Genomic DNA, 20,690 nt, shown 5'->3' with positions numbered 1-20,690 from the left:
CCGCCTGGCCCGTGGCGCCTGGCACGCACGCTCGCTTCGTTGTCGGGCTTGTCCGAGTAGGCCCACTACGAGGACAACCCTCCGCCTTGCGATCGCACGCACCAGACGCCACGGGCCCCGCCCTTTGGGCGGACGGCGCTACTTCCAAAACACGGCCTAGAGCTGGGTGGTGCCGCCGTCGACGAGGAGTTCCGCGCCGGTGGTGAAGGAGCTCTGGTCCCCGGCCAGGTAGAGGGCGGTGGACGCGACCTCGTCGGGGCGGCCCGCCCGGCCGAGGGGAGTGGGCGCGGGGGGCTCGGCGGCGTCGCCGTCCTGCGGGAGCGCGGCTCGCAGTTCGTCGGCGCCGGGGGTCGTGACGGGGCCGGGGGTGAGGGCGTTGACGCGGATGCCGCGGTCGGCGAGTTCGGCGGCCCAGGTGCGGGCGAGGCTGCGGATCGCGGCCTTGGTGGCGGCGTAGACGCCCAGGCCCGGGACTCCGCGCAGGGCCGCGCTGGAGGAGAGCAGGATCACCGAGGCGCCGGCCGGCAGCAGCGGAAGCGCCTTCTGGACGGTGAAGATCGTGCCCTTGAGGTTGATGGAGGTGGTGCGGTCGTACTCCTCCTCGGTGATCGAGCCGAGCGGGCCGAACTCGCCGACGCCGGCGTTGGCCACGACGATGTCGAGACGTCCGCCGCGCTCGGTGATCTCGGCGAAGAGCCGGTCGAGGTCGTCGAGTTCCGATACGTCGCTGCGGATACCGATGGCGCGGTCGCCGACCTGTTCGACGGCGTGCTCCAGTTCGGCCTTGCGGCGGCCGGTGAGGTAGACGGTGGCTCCCTCGGCGGCGAACCGGCGGGCGATGGCCAGGCCGATGCCGGTGGAGGCCCCGGTCACGAGGGCGGTCTTGTCGTCCAGCTGTCCCATGGCATTCTCCGAATGAGTTGATGTAACGGTTGTGGTTACATTGGGGACCGCGAAAAGCGCGCTGCCGGCGCGGCCCGGTCGGGCCCGCGGTCGAAGCTAGGTGGCTTTCAGTACGTCGTGCAGCACATCTTCCAGCGTGGTTCTCGCCAGTTCCGCGCGGAGAGCGGTCTCGACCCCGTCGTAGACGACGCTCAGCACCGGCGCTATGCCGTGGCCCACGACGCACTCGGGGTCGGGCGTGGCGGGGTGCAGGGCGAAGATCGGCCCCGGCTCCACCGCTTCGTAGACGTCGAGCAGGGTGATCGTCGGCAGGCCCCGCGACAGCGTCCAGCCGGCGCCGGCGCCTCTGCGCGAGTCGACCAGGCCGGCCTTGCGCAGTTGGGCCAGCAGGCGGCGGATCACCACGGGGTTGGTGTTGACGCTCGTCGCGATCTGCTCGGAGGTGGCGACCTCGTGGCCGCGGCGCTGGTACAGCCCGATCCAGGTCAGGGCGTGCGCGGCGACGGTCAGCCTGCTGTTGGCTCCCATGTCGTCCCTCACCTCCGTCCTATTGTAACCGTAACAGTTATGACTGGCCGCGGCGAGGACCGAGCTGGTTCCGCGAACGGACGACCCGAGCGGAGGCCCAAGCGGACGTCCCGAGCGGATGTCCTGCCGCTCATGCGGGCCCAGCGCCGCGGGCACATCGTGAACGTCTCCTCCGTCTCAGGGCTGCGGGTCGACCCGACCGCGGCCGCCTACGGCGCCACCAGACACGCGGTCCGCGCCCTGTCGGAGGGCCTGCGCCAGGAGAGCCGGGAACTGCGGGTCCCCCTGATCAGCCCGGGCCTGACCCGGAGCGAACTCAATCGCCGAAGGGGTCCGCTACGCCGTCGACCAGCCCGCCGACGTTGACGTCAACGAGGACGTCGACGAACTCGTCGTCCGGCCCACGGCCCAAGGAAGAACGGCGCGCACCCGCGGCACGGCGACGGAAGGGCGGCGCCGATGGCGACCGAAGAGCACGCGCGCGACCGAATCTGCCGCGAGACGACCGGGTCGGCCTTGGCGCGGCCTGGCCTCAGGAATTCCTCCGCTGCGGGGTCGGCACGGGGAACGTCACCCCGGTGAGCTCCTCGGAGACGGTCCACAACCGCTGCTGCGTGGCCTGGTCGTGGGAGTCGGGGCTGGAGTCGACCAGCTTCGGGTAGCCGCGGATCTCCCCCCGGTTGCCGGGACCGTAGTACTGGCCGCCGATGACGGCCGGATCGGTGGCGGCGCGCAGGGTGGGCAGGGCGCCCATCTCGGGTTTCTGGGTGAGCAGCGGCGCGAGCCAGGCGATGGGCACCCGAAGCGCGGCGGGTGTGTTGCGGATCAGCTCGGTGTTGGACACGCCGGGATGCGCGGCCACCGCGATCGTGGTGCCGTGCGGACCGAGCCGGCGCTGCAGTTCGTACGTGAACATCAGGTTGGCGAGCTTGGACTGGCCGTAGGCGGCGGCGCGGCCGTACGAGCGCTCCCATTGCAGGTCGTCGAAGTGGATGGCGGCCCGGATGCGGTGGCCGGTGCTGCTGACCGTGACGACACGGGAGCCGGGGACGGGCAGGAGCCGGTCCAGCAGCAGGCCGGTGAGGGCGAAGTGGCCGAGGTGGTTGGTGCCGAACTGCAGCTCGAAGCCGTCGGCGGTGGTCTGCTTCGGGGTGTACATCACGCCCGCGTTGTTGATCAGAAGGTCGATGCGCGGGTGGGCGGCGCGCAGGTCGGCCGCCGCGGACCGGACCGAGTCCAGGGAGGTCAGGTCGAGGGCCTGGACGGTGACGTCGCCGGTGATGCGGGCGGCGGCCCGTTCGCCCTTCTCGACGTCGCGGACGGCCAGGACCACCGCCGCCCCGCGCGCGGCGAGCATCCGGGCGGTCTCGAAACCCAGCCCGGTGTTGGCGCCGGTCACGATCGCGACCCGCCCGTGCTGATCGGGGATGTGCTGCTCGGTCCAGTCGCCGTTCATGGCGCACTCCTAAAAAACCGTCGGTCTGTTAAGACCTCCAACGTAAGAGACCGGCGGTCTCATGTCAAGGAACCGGCGGTCTTTAAGCTAGGCTGAGGGCGTGACATTCCAGCGGGCGCGAAGCGAGGAGCAGCGGGAGATCCGCCGCCGGGCGATCCTGGACACGGCGGCGGCGATGCTCGACGAGATGCCCGTGGCCGAGGTGAGCCTCAACGAGCTCAGCCGGCGGGTGGGCCTGGCCAAGTCGAACGTCCTGCGGTACTTCGAGTCCCGCGAGGCGGTGCTGCTCGAACTCCTGGACGTCTTTCTGGGGAACTGGCTCGCCGAGCTGGCGGACGAGCTGGCCGCGGGCATCGAGGCGCACGCGGCACCGGAAGTGCGGGCAGGCCAACTGGCCGAGATCCTCAGCCGGTCACTGGCCGGCCGGGTGGTGCTGTGCGACCTCTTCGGCGCGCAGGGCGGCGTCCTGGAGCACAACGTCTCGGTCGAGGTGGTCAAGCGCCACAAGCGCTCCTCCCTCGCGCGGCTCGCGGACATGGTCGAGCTGGTGCGCCGCCACGTGCCCGAACTCGGCGACGGCACGCAACTGTTCTGCCTGACGAGCCTGGTCTCGGCGGGCGCCTTGTCCGCGTACGTCCCGCCGCCGCCCAGCCTCCTTGCCGCCTACGCGGACGAGCCCGCCCTCGGTGTGCTCAACCTGGAACTGCGTGACGCGCTGCGCTTCTCCTTCACCTCGGCGCTTCTGGGTGTGCTGCCCCGCGCCTGAGCTTGCCGTGCGCTGTACGGGAAAGCGGTCGGGTGGCCGCGGACGACGCGGTGCAGGGCGCAGGGCGTACGCCGGGGGCCGTCAGTACGCGTAGAAGCCCGCGCCCGACTTACGGCCGAGGCGGCCCGCGTCGACCATGCGCTGGAGGATCGGCGGAGCCGCGTACAGGGGCTCCTTATACTCCGCGTACATGGAGTCGGCGATCGCGGCGACGGTGTCGAGGCCGATCAGGTCGGAGAGCTTGAGCGGGCCCATCGGGTGGGCGCAGCCCATCTCCATGCCGTTGTCGATGTCCTCGCGGGTGGCGATGCCGGACTCGTACATGCGGATCGCGGAGAGCAGGTAGGGCACCAGGAGGGCGTTGACGACGAAACCGGAGCGGTCCTGGGCGCGGATGGGGTGCTTGCCGAGGACGTCGGTGACCAGGGCCTCGGCCCGCTTGACGGTCTCGCTGCCGGTGGTGAGCGCCGGGATCACCTCGACCAGGCGCTGCACGGGCGCCGGGTTGAAGAAGTGGATGCCCACCACCTGGTCGGGCCGCGAGGTGGCCACCGCGAGCCGGACCAGCGGGATGGAGGAGGTGTTGGAGGCGAGGATGGCGTCGGGGCGGGTGACGACCTGGTCGAGGGTCTTGAAGATGTCCAGCTTGACCTGCTCGTTCTCCACCACCGCCTCGATCACCAGGTCGCGGTCGGCGAACTCGGCGAGGTCGGTGGTGTAGCTGAGCCGGTCCAGCGCCGCGTCCCGCTCCTGCTCGGTGAGCTTGCCGCGCTCGGCGGCCTTGCCGAGGGAGTTCGCCAGGCGGGCGCGGCCCAACTCCAGCGCCTCGCCGGTGGTCTCGGCGACCCGGACGTCGAGCCCGGCCTTCGCGCACACCTCGGCGATGCCCGAACCCATCTGGCCCGCGCCCACCACTCCGACGCGCTGGATGTCACTCACTCGTCAGCCTCCCGACCGTCGGCCGTGTCCGGCCTGCCGCTGCCCGCACCCGGCAGGCACTTGATCGCATACCTGGCTCGTACCTGATCGTGTTCCGGACAGACGTTACCGCCCACCGGAGCCGCCGGGCCCGGCGCCCTGCCCCTTCAGTGGACTGGACCATTCGGCGGTTGCCGCCATTGCCCCGGACCATCATCATCGGCGGATCTGGACGGTAGATCAGGAGGACGGTATGGACCCACTCTCCCGTAGAACCTTCACCGTGGCGGCGGCCGGCACGCTGGCCTCGGCCGCGGCGATCGGCACCGCGCAGGCCACCGTGCCCACCCCGGCCGCTGCCGCGCGCCCCGCGCCGGGCACCGCCGGCGCCGCCCGCCCGGCGGGCCCCGCGCACCGGCCGCCCACCGCCCGCCGCGAGCTGCGCGGCATGTGGATCGCCACCGTCGCCAACACCGACTGGCCGTCCGCGCCGGGCCTGTCGCCGCGGGAGCAGCGCGCCGAACTGATCGACCTGCTCGACACCGCGGTCGAACGCCGGCTCAACGCCGTGATGTTCCAGGTCCGCCCGACCGCCGACGCGTTCTGGCCGTCGCCGTACGAGCCGTGGTCGCAGTACCTCACCGGCACCCAGGGCCGCGACCCGGGCTGGGACCCGCTGGGCACCGCCGTGCACGAGGCGCACCGCCGGGGCCTCGAACTGCACGCCTGGTTCAACCCGTACCGGGTCGCGATGACCGACGACCCCGGCACGCTCGCCCCCACCCACCCGGCCCGGCTGCACCCGGAGTGGGTGCTGCCCTACGGCGGCAAGCTGTACTACGACCCCGGGCAGCCGGCCGTCCGCCGCTTCGTCGAGGACGCGATGCTCGACGCGGTGCGCCGCTACCCGATCGACGCCGTGCACTGGGACGACTACTTCTACCCGTACCCGGTGGCCGGCCAGACCTTCGCCGACGACGCCAGCTACGCCCGCTACGGCGCCGGCTTCCCCGACCGCGACGCCTGGCGCCGGCACAACACCGACCTGCTGGTCAGCGAGATGGCGGCGCGGATCAAGCAGATCCGGCCCGGCACCCAGTACGGCATCAGCCCGTTCGGGGTCTGGCGCAACGCCGCCACCGACCCGCTCGGCTCGGCCACCCAGGCCGGCGTGCAGACCTACGACGACCTGCACGCCGACACCCGAGGCTGGGTCAAGCGCGGCTGGCTGGATTACATCGCCCCTCAGGTCTACTGGAACATCGGCTTCGCCGCCGCCGACTACGGGGTGCTGGTGCCCTGGTGGTCCGACGTCGTGGCCGGCACCCGGGCGAAGCTCTACGTGGGGGAGGCGCTCTACAAGGTCGGCGTCGCCGGCCAGCCCGCGCAGTGGCAGGACCCGGCCGAGCTGTCCCGCCACCTCACCTTCGACGCGGACTACCCGCAGGTGCGCGGCAACATCTACTTCTCCGCCACCCAGGTCACCGCCGACCCGCTGGGCGCGATGACCGAGGTGGTGGCCGAGCACTACCCGACCCGGGTTCGCACGCCGTGACCTGACGATCCGTCAACTGCCGTACGGTGCGCCGCTGCCGTACGGCATGTCGCGGCCGGGTCGTGGCCCTGTCACGGCCCGGTCGTGATCGGATAAACCGTTCGTACGTCGATCAGCTCCGCTGTTACGTTCTTCCCGTGGCGAAACTCAACCAGATCATCGCAGTCGAGAAGGGCGCCAAGTCCAAGGCCCACCACGAACTGGCGTCCGCTCAGCGCGACTTGCTCAAGCCCGCACTGCTGTCCGGCATTGCCAGGACCTACCAGCCCAAGGACGAGGAAGGCGAGCAGTTGCCGCCCGAGTCCACCCGGGTCCAGGTCCAGGCCGAGCAGGTGCTGCGGTCCGCGACGACCGCCCTGACCCGGCTCTTCGACGTGACCGCCACCAAGGACTGGGCCAACTGCGAGGCACGCGCCGACATCACCGTGGACGGTCGAGAGCTGGTCCGCGACGTGCCGGTGACGTACCTGCTCTTCCTGGAGAAGCAGCTCGTCGAGCTGGGCCAGTTCATCCGCAAGCTGCCGGTGCTCGACGCCGCCGAGGCGTGGAACCTCGACGCCTCCACCGACGCTTGGAAGACCGAGCCGGTACGCACCATCCGCACCCGCAAGGTGCCGCGCAACCACGTGAAGGCCGAGGCGACCGAGCAGCACCCGGCCCAGGTCGAGGTCTACTACGAGGACATCGCGGTGGGCTACTGGACCACGGTGAAGTTCTCCGGCGCACTGCCGGCCCGCCGGGTCAACGAGGTGCTGGAGCGGGTGGAGAAGCTGCAGCAGGCCGTGCAGTTCGCCCGCGAGGAGGCGAACGGCGCAGAGGTCACCGACCAGCGGGTGGGGGATGCCGTCTTCGGCTACCTGCTGGGGTCGTAACCCCCGTCAAGCCCCCTCCGCCCGAGAGCGGAGGGGCCCCTTCGCCCAGCGGAGGGGAGCGCGAGGAGCGCAAAGCTGAAACTGAAGCTTGTCGTGAGGCGGCGACCGCACGCAGCGGCGCCGCACTGAATCTCAGACTCTCGCTCCAGACTCAGCATGTGCCGCCGACCGCCGGCCGACCGTCTTGGGGAATGGGATCGCGAAATGCCGGTTCGACTCCGGCCCGCCGCTCTCGTGCGGCGGTAGTGAAAAGGCATCACGCGCGAGGTGAAGCTCACCCGGGGCGGCAACACGGGCCGACGGCAGCACAGGGCGGCATCAGCGGGGCCCGGGGCCAGGACAAGGCCCCGGGCCCCACCTACGTTCCGGATACGCTGGTCGCACGATGCACCGATTCAGCTCGCCGTGGGGCGACCTCGACCTGACCCGTTTCCCGGCCGACCCGCGCGAGCAGCTGCGGGCCTGGGACGCCGCCGACGCGTACGCGCTCCAGCACCTCGCCGACACCGGGGGACCGGCCTCGCCCGGCGCGACCGTCGTCCTCGGCGACCGCTGGGGCGCCCTGACCACCGCGCTCGCCGCGCACGGCGCCAACCGCCCCACCCTCGTCACCGACTCCTTCCTCGGCCGGTCGGCCACCGAGGCGAACCTGCGGCGCAACGCCCCGGCCGCCGGCGCCGACCTGCGCACCACCCGGGACGACCCGCCCGGCCGGGTGGACCTGCTGATCGTCCGCGTGCCCAAGAGCCTCGCCCTGCTGGAGGACCAGCTGCACCGGCTCGCGCCCGCCGTGCACTCCGGCACCACCGTGCTCGGCACCGGCATGGTCAGCGAGATCCACACCTCCACGCTCCGGCTCTTCGAGCGGATCATCGGCCCCACCACCACGTCACTGGCGGTCCGCAAGTCCCGGCTGATCTTCTGCACGCCCGAACCGGGCCTGGCCCGCGGCACGAACCCGTGGCCCGTGCGGTACGCCCTGCCCGACGACATCGGGCCGATGTCCGGGCATCCGGTCGTCAACCACGCCGGGGTGTTCTGCGCGGACCGGCTCGACCTCGGCACCCGGCTGCTGCTCGCGAACCTGCCGCAGCGCACCGGGCCGGACCGGGTGGTCGACCTCGGCTGCGGCAACGGCGTCGTCGGCACCGCCGCCGCGCTCGCCAACCCGGCCGCCGAGGTGCTCTTCACCGACGAGTCCTACCAGGCGGTCGCCTCCGCCGAGGAGACGTTCCGGGCGAACGCCCTGCCGGGGGCGAAGGCCGAGTTCACGGTCGGTGACGCGCTCACCGCGCTGCCGCCCGAGAGCGTCGACCTCGTCCTGCTCAACCCGCCGTTCCACTCCCACCGCGCCACCACCGACGCCGCCGCCCGCCGCATGTTCACCACGGCGAGGGCCGCGCTACGGCCGGGTGGGGAACTCCGCGTCGTCGGCAACCGTCACCTCGGCTACCACGCTCGCCTGCGCCGCCTCTTCGGCAACTGCGACGTCGTCGCCTCCCACCCGAAGTTCGTGGTCCTCCGCAGCACCAAGTAACACGCCCCCCCCGGGGCACCGCCGCCCGCAAGGACGAGCGGTACCCCGGGAACGGCTCAACCGAGGGACGCCACCGCCGCGTTGAACGTGGCGGACGGCCGCATGACGGCCGTCGCCTTCTCCGCGTCGGGCTGGTAGTACCCACCGATGTCCACCGGCGACCCCTGCACCGCGATCAGCTCGGCGACGATCGTCTCCTCCTGCTCCGCCAGCGCCTTGGCCAGCGGCCCGAACGCCTCCGCGAGCTTCGCGTCGTCGGACTGCCCGGCCAGCTCCTGCGCCCAGTACAGCGCCAGGTAGAAGTGGCTGCCGCGGTTGTCGATCCCGCCGACCCGCCGGGACGGCGACTTGTCCTCGTTGAGGAACGTGCCGGTGGCGCGGTCGAGCGTGTCCGCGAGGATCTGCGCGCGGGCGTTGCCGGTGGTCTGCGCGAGGTGCTCGAAGCTCACCGCCAGCGCGAGGAACTCGCCGAGGCTGTCCCAGCGCAGGTAGTCCTCCTTGACCAGCTGCTGCACGTGCTTGGGCGCGGAGCCGCCGGCGCCGGTCTCGAAGAGGCCGCCGCCGTTGATCAGCGGAACCACCGACAGCATCTTGGCGCTGGTGCCCAGCTCCAGGATCGGGAAGAGGTCGGTGAGGTAGTCGCGCAGCACGTTGCCGGTCACGGAGATGGTGTTCTCACCGCGCCGGATGCGCTCCAGCGACAGCTTCGTCGCCTCGACCGGCGACAGCACGCGGATGTCCAGGCCCTCGGTGTCGTGCTCGGGCAGGTACGCCTCGACCTTGGCGATCAGCGCCGCGTCGTGCGCGCGGGTCTCGTCCAGCCAGAAGACGGCCGGGTCGCCGGTGGCGCGGGCGCGGGTGACCGCGAGCTTCACCCAGTCGCGGATCGGCAGGTCCTTGGTCTGGCACATCCGGAAGATGTCACCGGCGCCGACCGCCTGCTCCAGCACGGCCTCGCCGTTGCCGTCGACGACCCGGACCGTACCGGTGGTCGGGATCTCGAAGGTCTTGTCGTGGCTGCCGTACTCCTCGGCCTTCTGCGCCATCAGGCCGACGTTGGGCACCGAGCCCATGGTGGCCGGGTCGAAGGCGCCGTGCGCGCGGCAGTCGTCGAGGACGACCTGGTAGACGCCGGCGTAGCTGCTGTCGGGCAGCACCGCGAGGGTGTCGGCCTCCTTGCCGTCCGGGCCCCACATGTGGCCGGAGGTGCGGATCATGGCCGGCATCGAGGCGTCCACGATGACGTCGCTGGGCACGTGCAGGTTGGTGATGCCGCGGTCGGAGTCGACCATCGCCAGCGCCGGGCCGTCGGCCAGCTCGGCGGCGAAGGACGCCTTGATCGCGTCGCCCTCCGGCAGCTTCTCCACGCCGGCCAGGATCGCGCCGAGGCCGTCGTTGGGGGTCAGCCCGGCCGCGGCGAGCGTGGCGCCGTGCTCCGCGAAGGTGTTCGGGAAGAAGGCGCGCACCGCGTGGCCGAAGATGATCGGGTCGGAGACCTTCATCATGGTGGCCTTGAGGTGCACGGAGAACAGCACGTCCTCGGCCTTCGCCCGGGCCACCTGCGCGGTGAGGAACTCGCGCAGCGCGCCGACCCGCATCACCGACGCGTCCACGACCTCGCCGGCCAGCACCGGTACGGACTCGCGCAGCACGCTGGTGCTGCCGTCGTCGCCGTGCAGCTCGATCCGCAGGGTGCCGGCCTCGGAGACCACCGCGGACTTCTCGGTGGAGCGGAAGTCGTCGGCGGACATCGTCGCCACGTTCGTCTTCGAGTCGGCGGTCCAGGCGCCCATCCGGTGCGGGTGGGCCTTGGCGTAGTTCTTCACCGCGGCGGCCGCGCGGCGGTCGGAGTTGCCCTCGCGCAGCACCGGGTTCACCGCGCTGCCCTTGACCTTGTCGTAGCGGGCGCGGATGTCGCGCTCCTCGTCGGTCTTCGGGTCGTCCGGGTACTCCGGCAGCGCGTAGCCCTGCTCGCGCAGCTCGGCGACGGCCGCCTTGAGCTGCGGGATCGACGCCGAGATGTTCGGCAGCTTGATGATGTTCGCCTCGGGCCGCTGCGCCAGCTCGCCCAGCTCGGCCAGCGCGTCGTCGATCCGCTGGCCCTCCTCCAGGTACTCGGGGAAGCCGGCGATGATCCGACCCGCCAGCGAGATGTCCCGGCTCTCGACGGTGACCCCGGCGGTCGAGGCGTACGCCTGGATCACGGGCAAGAACGAGTACGTCGCCAGGGCCGGGGCCTCGTCGGTGTGTGTGTAGATGATGGTCGAGTCAGCCACCGGTTGGTCTCCGTTCCAGTCTCCAACATTGCTTGATATCAAGATATCCCGTTGCCCTCGCTTCCTCGAACAAGCCCCCGGTTTGACGGCGGCGGGGGCGGGGTGGGGCCTCGCGGCGGGCCGTACCCGTGTGCGAGGCTGCGAGGCGCGGAAGCGTACGGAGGGGGTGGAGGGATGGGGCGGAGAGCGCTCTCGACCAGGGGAGTGCCGGGCGACACGCGGACGGCGCTGGTCGTCGTGGTCGTCGCCGGGACCGTGCTGGCGGCGCTGGTCCTGCGGCCCGGCTCCGTCGGACGCGGCGCGGGAGTGGTCCGCAGCGGGCCGGCCGTCGCGCTGCTCGCGATCGGATGGGCGGTCGGCTGCCTGGCGCTGTTGGCCCGGTACCGGGTCCGGCCGCGGATCGACACCCGGCTGAGCCCGGTCGAGCAGCGGCTCGCGGCCGTCGTGCGCGCCACGCTGCTGGTCGGCGCCGCCGCCGTACCGGCCGCGGTCCTGGCCATGCACCGGTTCGGATCGCCCTACGACCCGGGGCCGCTGGACCCCGGCGAGTTCGGCGTCGGCCACTCGCGACCCTCGCGCGACCTCGGGCACGACACGCCGCACAACCCGCCGCCCTGGCTGATCGTCACCTTGCTGGTGGTCGCGGGTGTGGCGCTTGTGGCCGCGTTCGTCGTCGCGTACCGGCGGCTGCGGGCGGAGTACGTCCGCAGGCCGCGACGTGCCCGGAGGGACCCGCACGAGGACGCCCGGCTGCTCGCCGACGCGGTGGAGTCCGGCCGGCGCGCCCTGCGCGACAACGGCGACGCCCGGACCGCGGTGATCGCCTGCTACGTCGCCATGGAGACCTCGCTGGCCGGCTCGGGCGTGTCACGGCACGTCTCGGACAGCCCGAACGACCTGCTGGTACGCGCCGCCGCGAGTGGCCTGCGCACCGAGGGCAGCGCCTCCGTGCTCACCGAGTTGTTCCGCGAGGCCCGCTACTCCAGCCACCCGATGGGCGACGCCCACCGCGCGCAGGCGGCCGACGCACTCGCCGACCTCGCGGAACGGCTCGCCGCGCCGCGCACCGGAGCCAGGGCGGAGGAGGGAGCGTGAGGGCAGCGGACTCGCCGGACACGGGCGGACCGGTGTCGGGCCCGAGGCCGTCCACGGACGCGGCTCGGGGTAGGGACGCGGCTCGGGATGGGGACGCGGCTCGGGATGGGGACGCGGCTCGGGATGGGGACGCGGCTCGCGATGCGGGCGCGGCTCAGGGTAGGGACATGGCTCGGAATGCGGACACGGCTCGGGATGCGGGCGCGGATGCGGGACCGGGTCCGGGCACGGCGCCGGGGGGCCGCACCGCGGGGGCGGCCCTGCTCGAACTGCCCGGAGTTCTCGGCAACCCCGGCAGGTCCGCCGGGGGCCGCAGGTCCGGACGGTCCGGTCGCTCGGGCACTGCCGGCGGGCCCGGAGAACCCGACACCCTCGGAGCGGAGCACCACCCGGGTGCGGGCACGGCGGCCCGCACCCGGATGCGCGCCGCGCCGGGCTCGGCCCGCCACTCCGTCACGCTGCTGGTCGCCGTCGCCTCCGTCGGCGTCCTGCTGCTCGGCGTCACCGACGGCTTCGCGGTGGCCCTGGTGGGGCTGGCCGTGGCCGCCGCGGCCGGGTTCTGCGTCACCCGCTATGTCGCGGGGGCCGGCGCCCGCGACGGCGACTACCGCCGGCCGGTGAGGCTGCTGGGCAGCAGCGAGCCCGCGCTCGGCGGCTGGGAGTGGCTGGTGCACAACGCCCTCGGCCCCGACGGCGAGGCGTACTTCGCCCAGCGGCTGCGCCCGCACCTGCAACGGCTCTTCGCCGCCCGACTCGCCGCCCGGCACGGCACGGACCTGCACCGCGCCCCCGAACGGGCCCGCGCGCTGGTCGGTGCGGAGCTGTGGCCGTGGATCGACCCGGCCGAGCCGCCGCCGCGGCCGTCCGTGCCCGAGGGGGTGCTGCGCGCGCTCCTGGAGCGGCTCGAAGTGCTGGGCGATCCGGAGCAGCCGGCAGATCCGGGGCAGTCCGCACCCGGCGACGTCCCGGCGCCGCGGACCGCGCCCAGCACCGGGACCGGCACCGGCACCGGCACCAGCACCGGCACCGCGTCATGAAGGAGCAACCCGTGCCTGCGTCCGCGCCGGGGCCGATCCCGTCAGAGCCCGCGCCCGCGTCCGTACCGGGGCCCGGCGACATCGTCGTGGAGGGTGCGACCGGATCAGAGGCGGTCGAACGCGCCCTCGGCGGGCGGCAGTCGGAGCCCGGTCGGCCCACCGAGGCGCCGCCAGAGCCGCCGGACGGCTGGCGGGCCGGCGAACGCGCCCTGCGCTACGGCACGGTGGCCGCGCTCGCGCTGGGCGCCGCCCTCGTCACCGGCCGGCCGTGGCTGCTGGCGCTGGCCGCCGGTCCGCTGGTGCTGCTCGCGCTGGCACTGCCCCGGACGCCCCGGGCCGGGCATCTCACCGCGACCGTGGAGGTGGCCGCGCGGCGCTGCTTCGAGGGCGAGCAGGTCGTGGCGAGGATCGCCGTCGTCCACGACGGAGGCGAGGGGCGGCTCGACCCCGGGATCACGCTCGGCCCGGGCGTGCGGCTGGACGCGCTGACCGTGGGTACGGCCCATCTCGAACTGCGGTTCACCGCTGAGCGGTGGGGGCGGTGGACGTTGGGCACGGTGGACGTCGATCTCTATGACGCGGGGGGCGTGGCGCGGCGCACGGTGCGGGTGGATCTGGGTGAGGTGGCGGTCTTCCCGTTGCCGGCGGCGGCGGGGCTCACGCCGATTCCGGTGCGGTTGCCGACCCGGCTGGGGGAGCACGCGTCGCCGCAGCGGGGGGAGGGGATCGAGGTGATCGGGGTGCATCCGTACGTGCGTGGGGAGCGGCAGCGGCGGATCAACTGGCCGGCGACGACGCGGCGCGGGTCGCTGCAACTGCACCAGTTCGCGGCCGAGCGTGCCGCTGACACCGTGGTGATGCTCGATGTGCTGGGCGACATCCGCGACCCGGTGACGGGTCTGTCGTCGCTGGACGAGACGTTCCGTGCGGCGGCCGGGCTGGTCCGGGCGTATTTGCGGACGCACGACCGGGTCGGGGTGGTCGCGGTCGGCGGGACCACGCGGTGGCTGCAACCCGGCAGCGGCGACGCCTACTTCTACCGGATCGTGGAGAGCGTGCTGGAGGTCCGCAAGGACCTGGTCCAGCGCGACCCGGAACTCAGCCGGCTGCCGCCGCCCGCGCTGCCCGAGGGCGCGCTCGTCTACGTCTTCACCCCGCTCACCGACCAGCGCATCCTGGTCGTACTCGACCAGGTGCGTTCCCGCGCCAACCCGCTCGTCGTGGTCGAGATCCCCTCCGGCGACCCGCCCGCGCCGCGCGGCGACACCACCGCGGAACTCGCACTACGGCTGTGGCGGGCCGACCGCGACGCGATGCGCTTCGCGCTGATCGAGCGCGGCATCGCGCTGATCGCCCACCAGCCGGGCCAGACCCTCGACCTGGCGCTGGCGCCGCTGCTGCGCACCCGTATCCGCGGGGGTTCCCGATGAGCGGTACGACGGCGGGCCATGAGCCGCGTCCCCACCGTCCCGCCCGGCCGGCGGCGGGGCCGGGCACGTCCGGCGAAGCCCGGGCGAACGTCTTGAGCGTCGTCGGGCCGGTCCGGGCAGCCGTACGACCAGGACGGCTCTCCGCCCCGCGCGAGCGTGCGCCAGGCGCCGCGGGCCGCGCGGGCCACGGCACGGTCGTCACCATGCCCGTGCCCGCATCCGTATCCATATCCGTATCCGGAGGCTGCCGATGACGCCGATGACGCCGAGGGACCCGGGGCTGGGCAAGCCGGTGGGGGCGGGCAGGCCGGGTGCGCAGACGGGGCGGACGGCGGGGACGTGGAGGAGTCCGGGTGCCCTTCGCCTGCTCACCCGCGCCGTCGCCGCGCTGCTGGTCGCCGCCGCGTGCGACGTGCCCGCCGCGTTCCGGGTCGGGGTCCCGGTGGGGCTGCTGGCCGTGGCCGCCGCCGGGTTCGCCTGGTGGCTGGCGCCCGCGGCCGACGACCGCCCGCCGGCCGCGTCTGTGGGCCGGCCCGCCCTCGCCCGCCGGCGCGCTCCCACGGTGCTCGCGGCCGCCGCGGTGGTGCTGGCCGCCGTGACGGGGCCGCCGCTGTGGCTCGGCGCGTGCGTGACCGCCCTCCTGATCGGCTACCTGCTCCTCACCGACCCCTGGATCTCCGGGGCCACCGGCCCCCGGGCGCCTCGCGCGGCCCGGCCCCTGGCCCCGGTGCTCCTCGCGCTCGGCACCTGCGCCGCCGTCTTCGCCGCCGCCGTGCTGCCGCTGTCCCACCACCGCTGGACCCGCCTGCTCGCGGTCCTCGTCCTCGCGGCCACCGCGGCGGTGCTCCTGCTCGCCCTGCTGCACCCCGCCCGCCCCGATGACGACGAGGGAAGGCCGCGGCCCTGACGGCTCGCCCCGTGCTCCCGCCCGGCCCCGTCCACGCGTACGGGCGCCGCGCAGGGCGGTGACCTGCGCAGTACATTGCATAAAAGTGCGCCCAGCCGTATAGTCATGCTGTCGAAGGAGGAGTCGATGACGGTGCGGGTGGCGGTGGCCGGAGCCAGCGGGTATGCCGGCGGGGAAGTGCTCAGACTGCTGGTCGGGCACCCCGAGGTCGAGATCGGGGCGCTGACCGGGAACAGCAACGCCGGGCAGCCGCTGGGGGCGCTTCAGCCGCACCTGGTGCCGCTGGCCGGGCGCGTGCTCGCGGAGACCTCCGCGGAGGTGCTGGCCGGCCACGACGTGGTCTTCCTCGCGCTGCCGCACGGCCAGTCCGCGGCCGTCGCGGAGCAACTGGGCGACGACGTGCTCGTGATCGACATGGGCGCGGACTTCCGGCTCAAGGACGCCGCCGACTGGGAGCGGTTCTACGGGTCGGAGCATGCGGGCAGCTGGCCGTACGGGCTGCCCGAGCTGCCGGGTGGCCGCGCCGCGCTGGAGGGGTCCAAGCGCGTCGCGGTGCCCGGCTGCTACCCGACGGCGGTCTCGCTCGCGCTGTTCCCGGCGTACGGCGCCGCCCTCGTCGAACCCGAGGCGGTGATCGTCGCCGCGTCCGGCACGTCCGGCGCGGGCAAGGCGCCCAAGCCGCACCTGCTCGGCTCCGAGGTGATGGGGTCGATGACCCCGTACGGCGTCGGCGGCGGCCACCGGCACACCCCCGAGATGATCCAGAACCTGAGCGCGGTCGCCGGGCAGCGGGTCGGCGTGTCCTTCACGCCCACCCTCGCGCCCATGCCGCGCGGCATCCTCGCGACCTGCTCCGCGAAGGCGCGGCCGGGCGTGGGGGCGGCGGACGTACGCGCCGCGTACGAGAAGGCGTACGCCGAAGAACCGTTCGTCCACCTGCTGCCCGAGGGCCAGTGGCCGGCGACCGCCTCCGTCTACGGCTCCAACGCCGTGCACGTCCAGGTCGCCTACGACGAGGACGCCGGCCGGGTCATCGCGATCAGCGCGATCGACAACCTGGCGAAGGGCACGGCGGGCGGCGCCGTACAGAGCATGAACATCGCCCTCGGGTTCTCTGAGGGCACGGGACTTTCCACGATCGGAGTGGCGCCGTGAGCGACGTCCGCGAGGCCGCCGGGCGGCAGATGACGACGATGGCCGCGGCTTCGTGCCGGGCCGGCGGTGGGGGTACTCCCCCTGGCTCCGCCGGGGGCACCCCCACCCAGGCGAAAGCCCTGGGGGAGAACAGGAGCAGGTCGTGAGCGTGACGGCAGCGAAAGGGTTCACGGCGGCGGGGGTCGCCGCCGGGATCAAGGAGAACGGCAACCCGGACCTGGCCCTCGTGGTCAACGCCGGGCCGCGCCGGGCCGCCGCGGGCGTCTTCACGTCGAACCGGGTGAAGGCCGCCCCGGTGCTGTGGTCGGAGCAGGTCCTCAAGGGCGGCGCGGTGACCGCGGTGGTGCTCAACTCCGGTGGCGCCAACGCCTGTACGGGCCCGAAGGGCTTCCAGGACACGCATGCGACCGCCGAGCGCGTCGCGGAGGTGCTGGGGCACAGCGCGGGCGAGGTCGCGGTCGCGTCGACCGGGCTGATCGGCCTGCCGCTCCCGATGGACAAGCTGCTGCCGGGCATCGGCACCGCCGCGGCCGAACTGTCCGCGCACGGCGGCGAGAAGGCCGCCATCGCGATCAAGACCACCGACAGCGTGCACAAGACCGCCGTGGCCACCGGCCCGTCCGGCTTCACCGTCGGCGGTATGGCCAAGGGCGCGGGCATGCTCGCGCCGGGCCTGGCCACCATGCTCGTGGTGCTCACCACGGACGCCGACGTCGACCAGGGCACCCTGGACAAGGCGCTGCGGGACGCCACCCGGCAGACCTTCGACCGGATCGACTCCGACGGCTGCATGTCCACCAACGACACGGTGCTGCTGCTCGCCTCGGGCGCGTCCGAAGTCGTCCCGGAGTACGCCGAGTTCGCCGACACGGTGCGCGCGGTCTGCGCCGACCTGGCCCGCCAGTTGATCGGCGACGCCGAGGGCGCGAGCAAGGACATCCGGATCGAGGTGGTGCACGCCGCGACCGAGGACGACGCCGTCGAGGTGGGCCGCTCCATCGCCCGCAACAACCTGCTCAAGTGCGCCGTGCACGGCGAGGACCCCAACTGGGGCCGGGTGCTGTCCGCGATCGGCACCACCTCCGCCGCGTTCGAGCCCGACGCGCTCGACGTCGCGATCAACGGCGTGTGGGTGTGCCGGGGCGGCTCGGTCGGCGACGACCGCGACCTGGTCGACATGCGCTTCCGCGAGGTCGTCATCACCGCCGACCTCGCCGCCGGAGACGCGTCCGCCGTGATCTGGACCAACGACCTCACGGCCGACTACGTCCACGAGAACAGCGCGTACAGCTCATGACCGACGCCGACCCCCGTCCCGGGGGAACCCCGCGCAAGCACACCGCGCTGCCCAAGGCCCGGGTCCTGGTCGAGGCGCTGCCGTGGCTGACCCGGCACCACGGCAAGACCGTGGTGGTGAAGTTCGGCGGCAACGCCATGGTGGACGAGGCGCTCAAGGCCGCGTTCGCCCAGGACGTGGTGTTCCTGCGGCACGCCGGGCTCAAGCCGGTCGTCGTGCACGGCGGCGGCCCGCAGATCAGCGCGCAGCTCGACCGGCACGGCCTGGTCAGCGAGTTCAAGGCGGGCCTGCGGGTCACCACGCCCGAGGCGATGGACGTGGTCCGGATGGTGCTCGCCGGCCAGGTGCAGCGCGAACTCGTCGGCCTGCTCAACCGGCACGGCCCGCTCGCGGTCGGCCTGACCGGCGAGGACGCGCACACCATCAGCGCCGTCAAGCACCGCCCCACGATCGACGGCGAGTCGGTGGACATCGGGCGGGTCGGCGAGATCACCGCGATCGACACCGGCGCCATCGAGGCGCTGCTGGCCGACGGCCGTATCCCGGTGGTCTCCTCGATCGCCCGAGCCGCCGACGACGGCCACATCTACAACGTCAACGCCGACACCGCCGCGGCCGCGCTGGCCGCCGCGCTCGGAGCCGAGACGCTGATGGTGCTCACCGACGTCGAGGGCCTGTACGAGGACTGGCCGAACAGCGACGACGTGATCAGCAGGCTGACCGCCACCGAGCTGGAGAAGCTGCTGCCCGACCTGTCCAGCGGCATGGTGCCGAAGATGGAGGGCTGCCTGCACGCGGTGCGCAACGGCGTGACCACCGCCCGCGTCATCGACGGCCGGGTGCAGCACTCGATCCTGCTGGAGATCTTCACCGACGAGGGCATCGGCACGATGGTCGTGCCCGACCCGGAGCCCGAGTCGGAGCCCGAGCCCGATTCCGAATTCCGGCCGGGGCTGGACTCCGCACCGGGGTTCGATTCGGCGCTCGGCTCCGCGCCGGGGTTCGATTCCACGCTCGGCTCCGCGCCCGATTCCGACGGCGCGGCGACTTCCGAAGGCACGGCGACCGCGGACACGTCCGCAGAAGGGGGAGCACGGTGACCGGCAACAAGGAGCTGGCCCAGCGCTGGCAGGGCGCGCTGATGAACAGCTACGGCGTCCCCCGGCTGCCCCTCGCCCGCGGTGAGGGCGTCCGGTTCTGGGACGCCGACGGCAAGGAGTACCTCGACTTCGTCGGCGGCATCGCCACCAACGCGCTGGGCACCGCCCACCCCGCGGTGGTCGAGGCGGTCACCCGGCAGATCGGGTCGCTCGGCCACATCTCCAACCTCTTCCTCGCCGAGCCGACCATCCAGCTCGCCGAGCGGCTGCTCCAGCACTTCGGGCGCCCGGGCCGGGTCTTCTTCGCCAACTCCGGCGCCGAGGCCAACGAGGCCGCCTTCAAGATCGGCCGGCTCACCGGCCGCACCCATGTGGTGGCCGCCCAGGGCGCCTTCCACGGCCGCACCATGGGCTCCCTCGCGCTCACCGGCCAGCCCGCCAAGCGCACCGCCTTCGAGCCGCTGCCCGGCGACGTCACCCACGTGCCGTACGGCGACGTGGCCGCGCTGCGCGCCGCGGTGAGCACCGACACCGCGATGGTGATCCTCGAACCCATCCTCGGCGAGTACGGCGTCGTGGTGCCGCCGGCCGGCTACCTCCAGGCGGCCCGGGAGATCACCGCGGCCACCGGGACGCTGCTGGTGCTCGACGAGGTGCAGACCGGCGTCGGGCGGACCGGCCACTGGTTCGAGTGCCTGGCGCAGGGCGTCGAGCCCGATGTCGTCACCCTCGCCAAGGGGCTCGGCGGCGGCCTGCCGCTCGGCGCCGCGGTCGCCTTCGGCCCGGCCGCCGACCTGATCACCCCCGGCAGCCACGGCACCACCTTCGGCGGCAACCCGGTCGCCTGCGCCGCCGCGCTGGCCGTGCTGGACACCATCGCGGCCGAGGATCTGCTCGACAACGTCAAGCGGCAGGGCGAGAAGCTGCGGCAGGGCGTGGAGGCGCTGAACCACCCGCTGGTCGATCATGTGCGCGGTTCCGGGCTGCTGATCGGTATCGTGCTCACCGAGCCGCTGTCCGCCAAGGTCGAACGGGCGGCGCAGGATGCCGGACTCCTGGTGAACGCGGCCGTGCCCGACGTGGTGCGGCTGGCGCCTCCGCTCGTCGTGGGCGACGCGGAGACCGACGCGTTCCTCCAGGCGCTGCCGGGTGTGCTCGACGAGGTGTACCGGGCCGCACAGGCCGACCGACCGGGAGAATGACGGAGATCCGTACGCGATGACCGAGCCGCAAGCGCATGGCGGGGGCCAGGCAGTCCCGCAGACCCGTACCGCACGCCACCGCAGGATCGTGGACCTGCTCGGGCGGCAACCGGTGCGGTCGCAGAGCCAGCTCGCGAAGCTGCTCGCCGACGACGGGCTGAGCGTCACCCAGGCGACGCTCAGCCGGGACCTCGACGAGCTCGGCGCGGTCAAGATCCGTACGAACGACGGTGAGTTGATCTACGCGGTGCCCTCCGAGGGAGGGTTCCGCACGCCGCAGGCGCCGCTGGGGGAGTCGGTCAAGGAGGAGCGGATGCGGCGGCTCGCCGCGGAGCTGCTGATCTCCGCGGAGGCGTCGGCGAACCTGGTGGTGGTCCGCACCCCGCCGGGTGCGGCCCAGTTCCTCGCGTCCGCGATGGACCAGGCCGAGGTCTACGACATCCTCGGGACGATCGCCGGCGACGACACCGTGGTCCTCATTTCACGGGACCCGGAGGGGGGCCAGAAGCTGGCCGACCACTTGCTGCGGCTCGCCCAAGGGGACTGACTCCCTCCGGCTGCCCCGCCCTGCGGTACTTCTGCACGATCACATAGCTGCCGCCCGCGTGCCGCGGGTCCTCCGCGCCGATCAGCACCGCCTCGCGCGCCGCCGGGCC

The 20,690-nt window shown here is 73.1% G+C and carries 17 protein-coding genes and 2 pseudogenes; 14 read left to right on the top strand and 5 right to left on the bottom strand.

Features of this window, described 5'->3' with window-relative positions; genetic code table 11:
* Window positions 1-156: 156 nt before the first annotated feature.
* Window positions 157-903, bottom strand: coding sequence for a glucose 1-dehydrogenase (locus AB0399_RS36650; protein ID WP_366414236.1), 747 nt, complete (start codon window positions 901-903; stop codon window positions 157-159).
* Between the two features lie 96 nt (window positions 904-999).
* Window positions 1,000-1,431 (bottom strand): Rrf2 family transcriptional regulator, encoded by a 432-nt coding sequence (locus AB0399_RS36645; RefSeq protein ID WP_329371446.1) that lies wholly within the window; start codon window positions 1,429-1,431, stop codon window positions 1,000-1,002.
* 120 nt (window positions 1,432-1,551) lie between these two features.
* On the opposite strand from AB0399_RS36645, the pseudogene AB0399_RS36640 reads away from it, so the two are divergent.
* Window positions 1,552-1,846, top strand: a pseudogene (locus tag AB0399_RS36640) (SDR family NAD(P)-dependent oxidoreductase); the annotation flags it as partial.
* A 117-nt stretch (window positions 1,847-1,963) separates the two neighbouring features.
* On the opposite strand, the gene AB0399_RS36635 reads toward AB0399_RS36640, so the two are convergent.
* Window positions 1,964-2,887, bottom strand: coding sequence for an SDR family NAD(P)-dependent oxidoreductase (locus AB0399_RS36635; RefSeq protein WP_366414235.1), 924 nt, complete (start codon window positions 2,885-2,887; stop codon window positions 1,964-1,966).
* A 100-nt stretch (window positions 2,888-2,987) separates the two neighbouring features.
* Between AB0399_RS36635 and AB0399_RS36630 the strand changes: the two genes are divergently transcribed.
* Window positions 2,988-3,653 (top strand): TetR family transcriptional regulator, encoded by a 666-nt coding sequence (locus tag AB0399_RS36630; RefSeq protein WP_366414234.1) that lies wholly within the window; start codon window positions 2,988-2,990, stop codon window positions 3,651-3,653.
* Window positions 3,654-3,734: 81 nt separating this feature from the next.
* Here the strand turns inward: AB0399_RS36630 and AB0399_RS36625 are convergent, their stop codons facing one another.
* Window positions 3,735-4,592, bottom strand: a complete 858-nt coding sequence (locus tag AB0399_RS36625) for a 3-hydroxybutyryl-CoA dehydrogenase (protein WP_366414233.1) — start codon at window positions 4,590-4,592, stop codon at window positions 3,735-3,737.
* A 232-nt stretch (window positions 4,593-4,824) separates the two neighbouring features.
* Between AB0399_RS36625 and AB0399_RS36620 the strand changes: the two genes are divergently transcribed.
* The 3 genes from AB0399_RS36620 (at window position 4,825) to AB0399_RS36610 (ending at window position 8,535) form a co-directional block, all read left to right on the top strand.
* Window positions 4,825-6,126: a family 10 glycosylhydrolase gene (locus AB0399_RS36620; protein WP_366414232.1), complete on the top strand. Its 1,302-nt coding sequence runs from the start codon at window positions 4,825-4,827 to the stop codon at window positions 6,124-6,126.
* Between the two features lie 137 nt (window positions 6,127-6,263).
* A complete protein-coding gene (locus AB0399_RS36615; RefSeq protein WP_329371459.1) occupies window positions 6,264-6,998 on the top strand; it encodes a hypothetical protein in 735 nt (244 codons plus the stop codon).
* Between the two features lie 385 nt (window positions 6,999-7,383).
* A complete protein-coding gene (locus AB0399_RS36610) occupies window positions 7,384-8,535 on the top strand; it encodes a methyltransferase (protein WP_366414231.1) in 1,152 nt (383 codons plus the stop codon).
* A gap of 56 nt (window positions 8,536-8,591) precedes the next feature.
* On the opposite strand, the gene AB0399_RS36605 is transcribed toward AB0399_RS36610, so the two are convergent.
* Complete coding sequence (locus AB0399_RS36605) at window positions 8,592-10,811, bottom strand: NADP-dependent isocitrate dehydrogenase (RefSeq protein ID WP_366414230.1); 2,220 nt, start codon at window positions 10,809-10,811, stop codon at window positions 8,592-8,594.
* 174 nt (window positions 10,812-10,985) lie between these two features.
* Here AB0399_RS36605 and AB0399_RS36600 point away from each other — a divergent pair, with 174 nt between their 5' ends.
* The 9 genes and pseudogenes from AB0399_RS36600 (at window position 10,986) to AB0399_RS36560 (ending at window position 20,581) form a co-directional block, all read left to right on the top strand.
* Window positions 10,986-11,906: a DUF4129 domain-containing protein gene (locus AB0399_RS36600; protein WP_366414229.1), complete on the top strand. Its 921-nt coding sequence runs from the start codon at window positions 10,986-10,988 to the stop codon at window positions 11,904-11,906.
* Window positions 11,907-12,325: 419 nt separating this feature from the next.
* On the top strand, window positions 12,326-12,943 hold the full coding sequence (locus AB0399_RS36595) for a hypothetical protein (RefSeq protein WP_366414228.1): 618 nt from the start codon (window positions 12,326-12,328) through the stop codon (window positions 12,941-12,943).
* A gap of 11 nt (window positions 12,944-12,954) precedes the next feature.
* Complete coding sequence (locus AB0399_RS36590) at window positions 12,955-14,373, top strand: DUF58 domain-containing protein (protein WP_366414227.1); 1,419 nt, start codon at window positions 12,955-12,957, stop codon at window positions 14,371-14,373.
* 250 nt (window positions 14,374-14,623) lie between these two features.
* Window positions 14,624-15,280 (top strand): hypothetical protein, encoded by a 657-nt coding sequence (locus AB0399_RS36585; RefSeq protein WP_366414226.1) that lies wholly within the window; start codon window positions 14,624-14,626, stop codon window positions 15,278-15,280.
* 126 nt (window positions 15,281-15,406) lie between these two features.
* Window positions 15,407-16,435: an N-acetyl-gamma-glutamyl-phosphate reductase gene (gene argC, locus AB0399_RS36580; RefSeq protein WP_329374437.1), complete on the top strand. Its 1,029-nt coding sequence runs from the start codon at window positions 15,407-15,409 to the stop codon at window positions 16,433-16,435.
* A gap of 142 nt (window positions 16,436-16,577) precedes the next feature.
* Window positions 16,578-17,732: a bifunctional glutamate N-acetyltransferase/amino-acid acetyltransferase ArgJ gene (gene argJ, locus AB0399_RS36575; protein WP_329371471.1), complete on the top strand. Its 1,155-nt coding sequence runs from the start codon at window positions 16,578-16,580 to the stop codon at window positions 17,730-17,732.
* A pseudogene (argB, locus tag AB0399_RS36570) lies at window positions 17,729-18,637 on the top strand (acetylglutamate kinase); the annotation flags it as partial. The gene argJ and the pseudogene argB, both read left to right, overlap by 4 nt.
* Window positions 18,638-18,828: 191 nt before the next feature.
* The gene (locus AB0399_RS36565; protein WP_329371473.1) at window positions 18,829-20,034 is read left to right on the top strand and encodes an acetylornithine transaminase; all 1,206 of its coding nucleotides are present in this window, start codon (window positions 18,829-18,831) and stop codon (window positions 20,032-20,034) included.
* A 16-nt stretch (window positions 20,035-20,050) separates the two neighbouring features.
* A complete protein-coding gene (locus AB0399_RS36560; RefSeq protein ID WP_329371474.1) occupies window positions 20,051-20,581 on the top strand; it encodes an arginine repressor in 531 nt (176 codons plus the stop codon).
* The last annotated feature ends 109 nt before the right edge of the window (window positions 20,582-20,690 follow it).

The organism is Streptomyces sp. NPDC088194 (assembly GCF_040702025.1).
In the GTDB taxonomy this organism is placed as follows: domain Bacteria; phylum Actinomycetota; class Actinomycetes; order Streptomycetales; family Streptomycetaceae; genus Actinacidiphila.
Note: the sequence above shows the minus strand (reverse complement) of the source record. Positions and strands in the feature narration are given on the sequence as shown.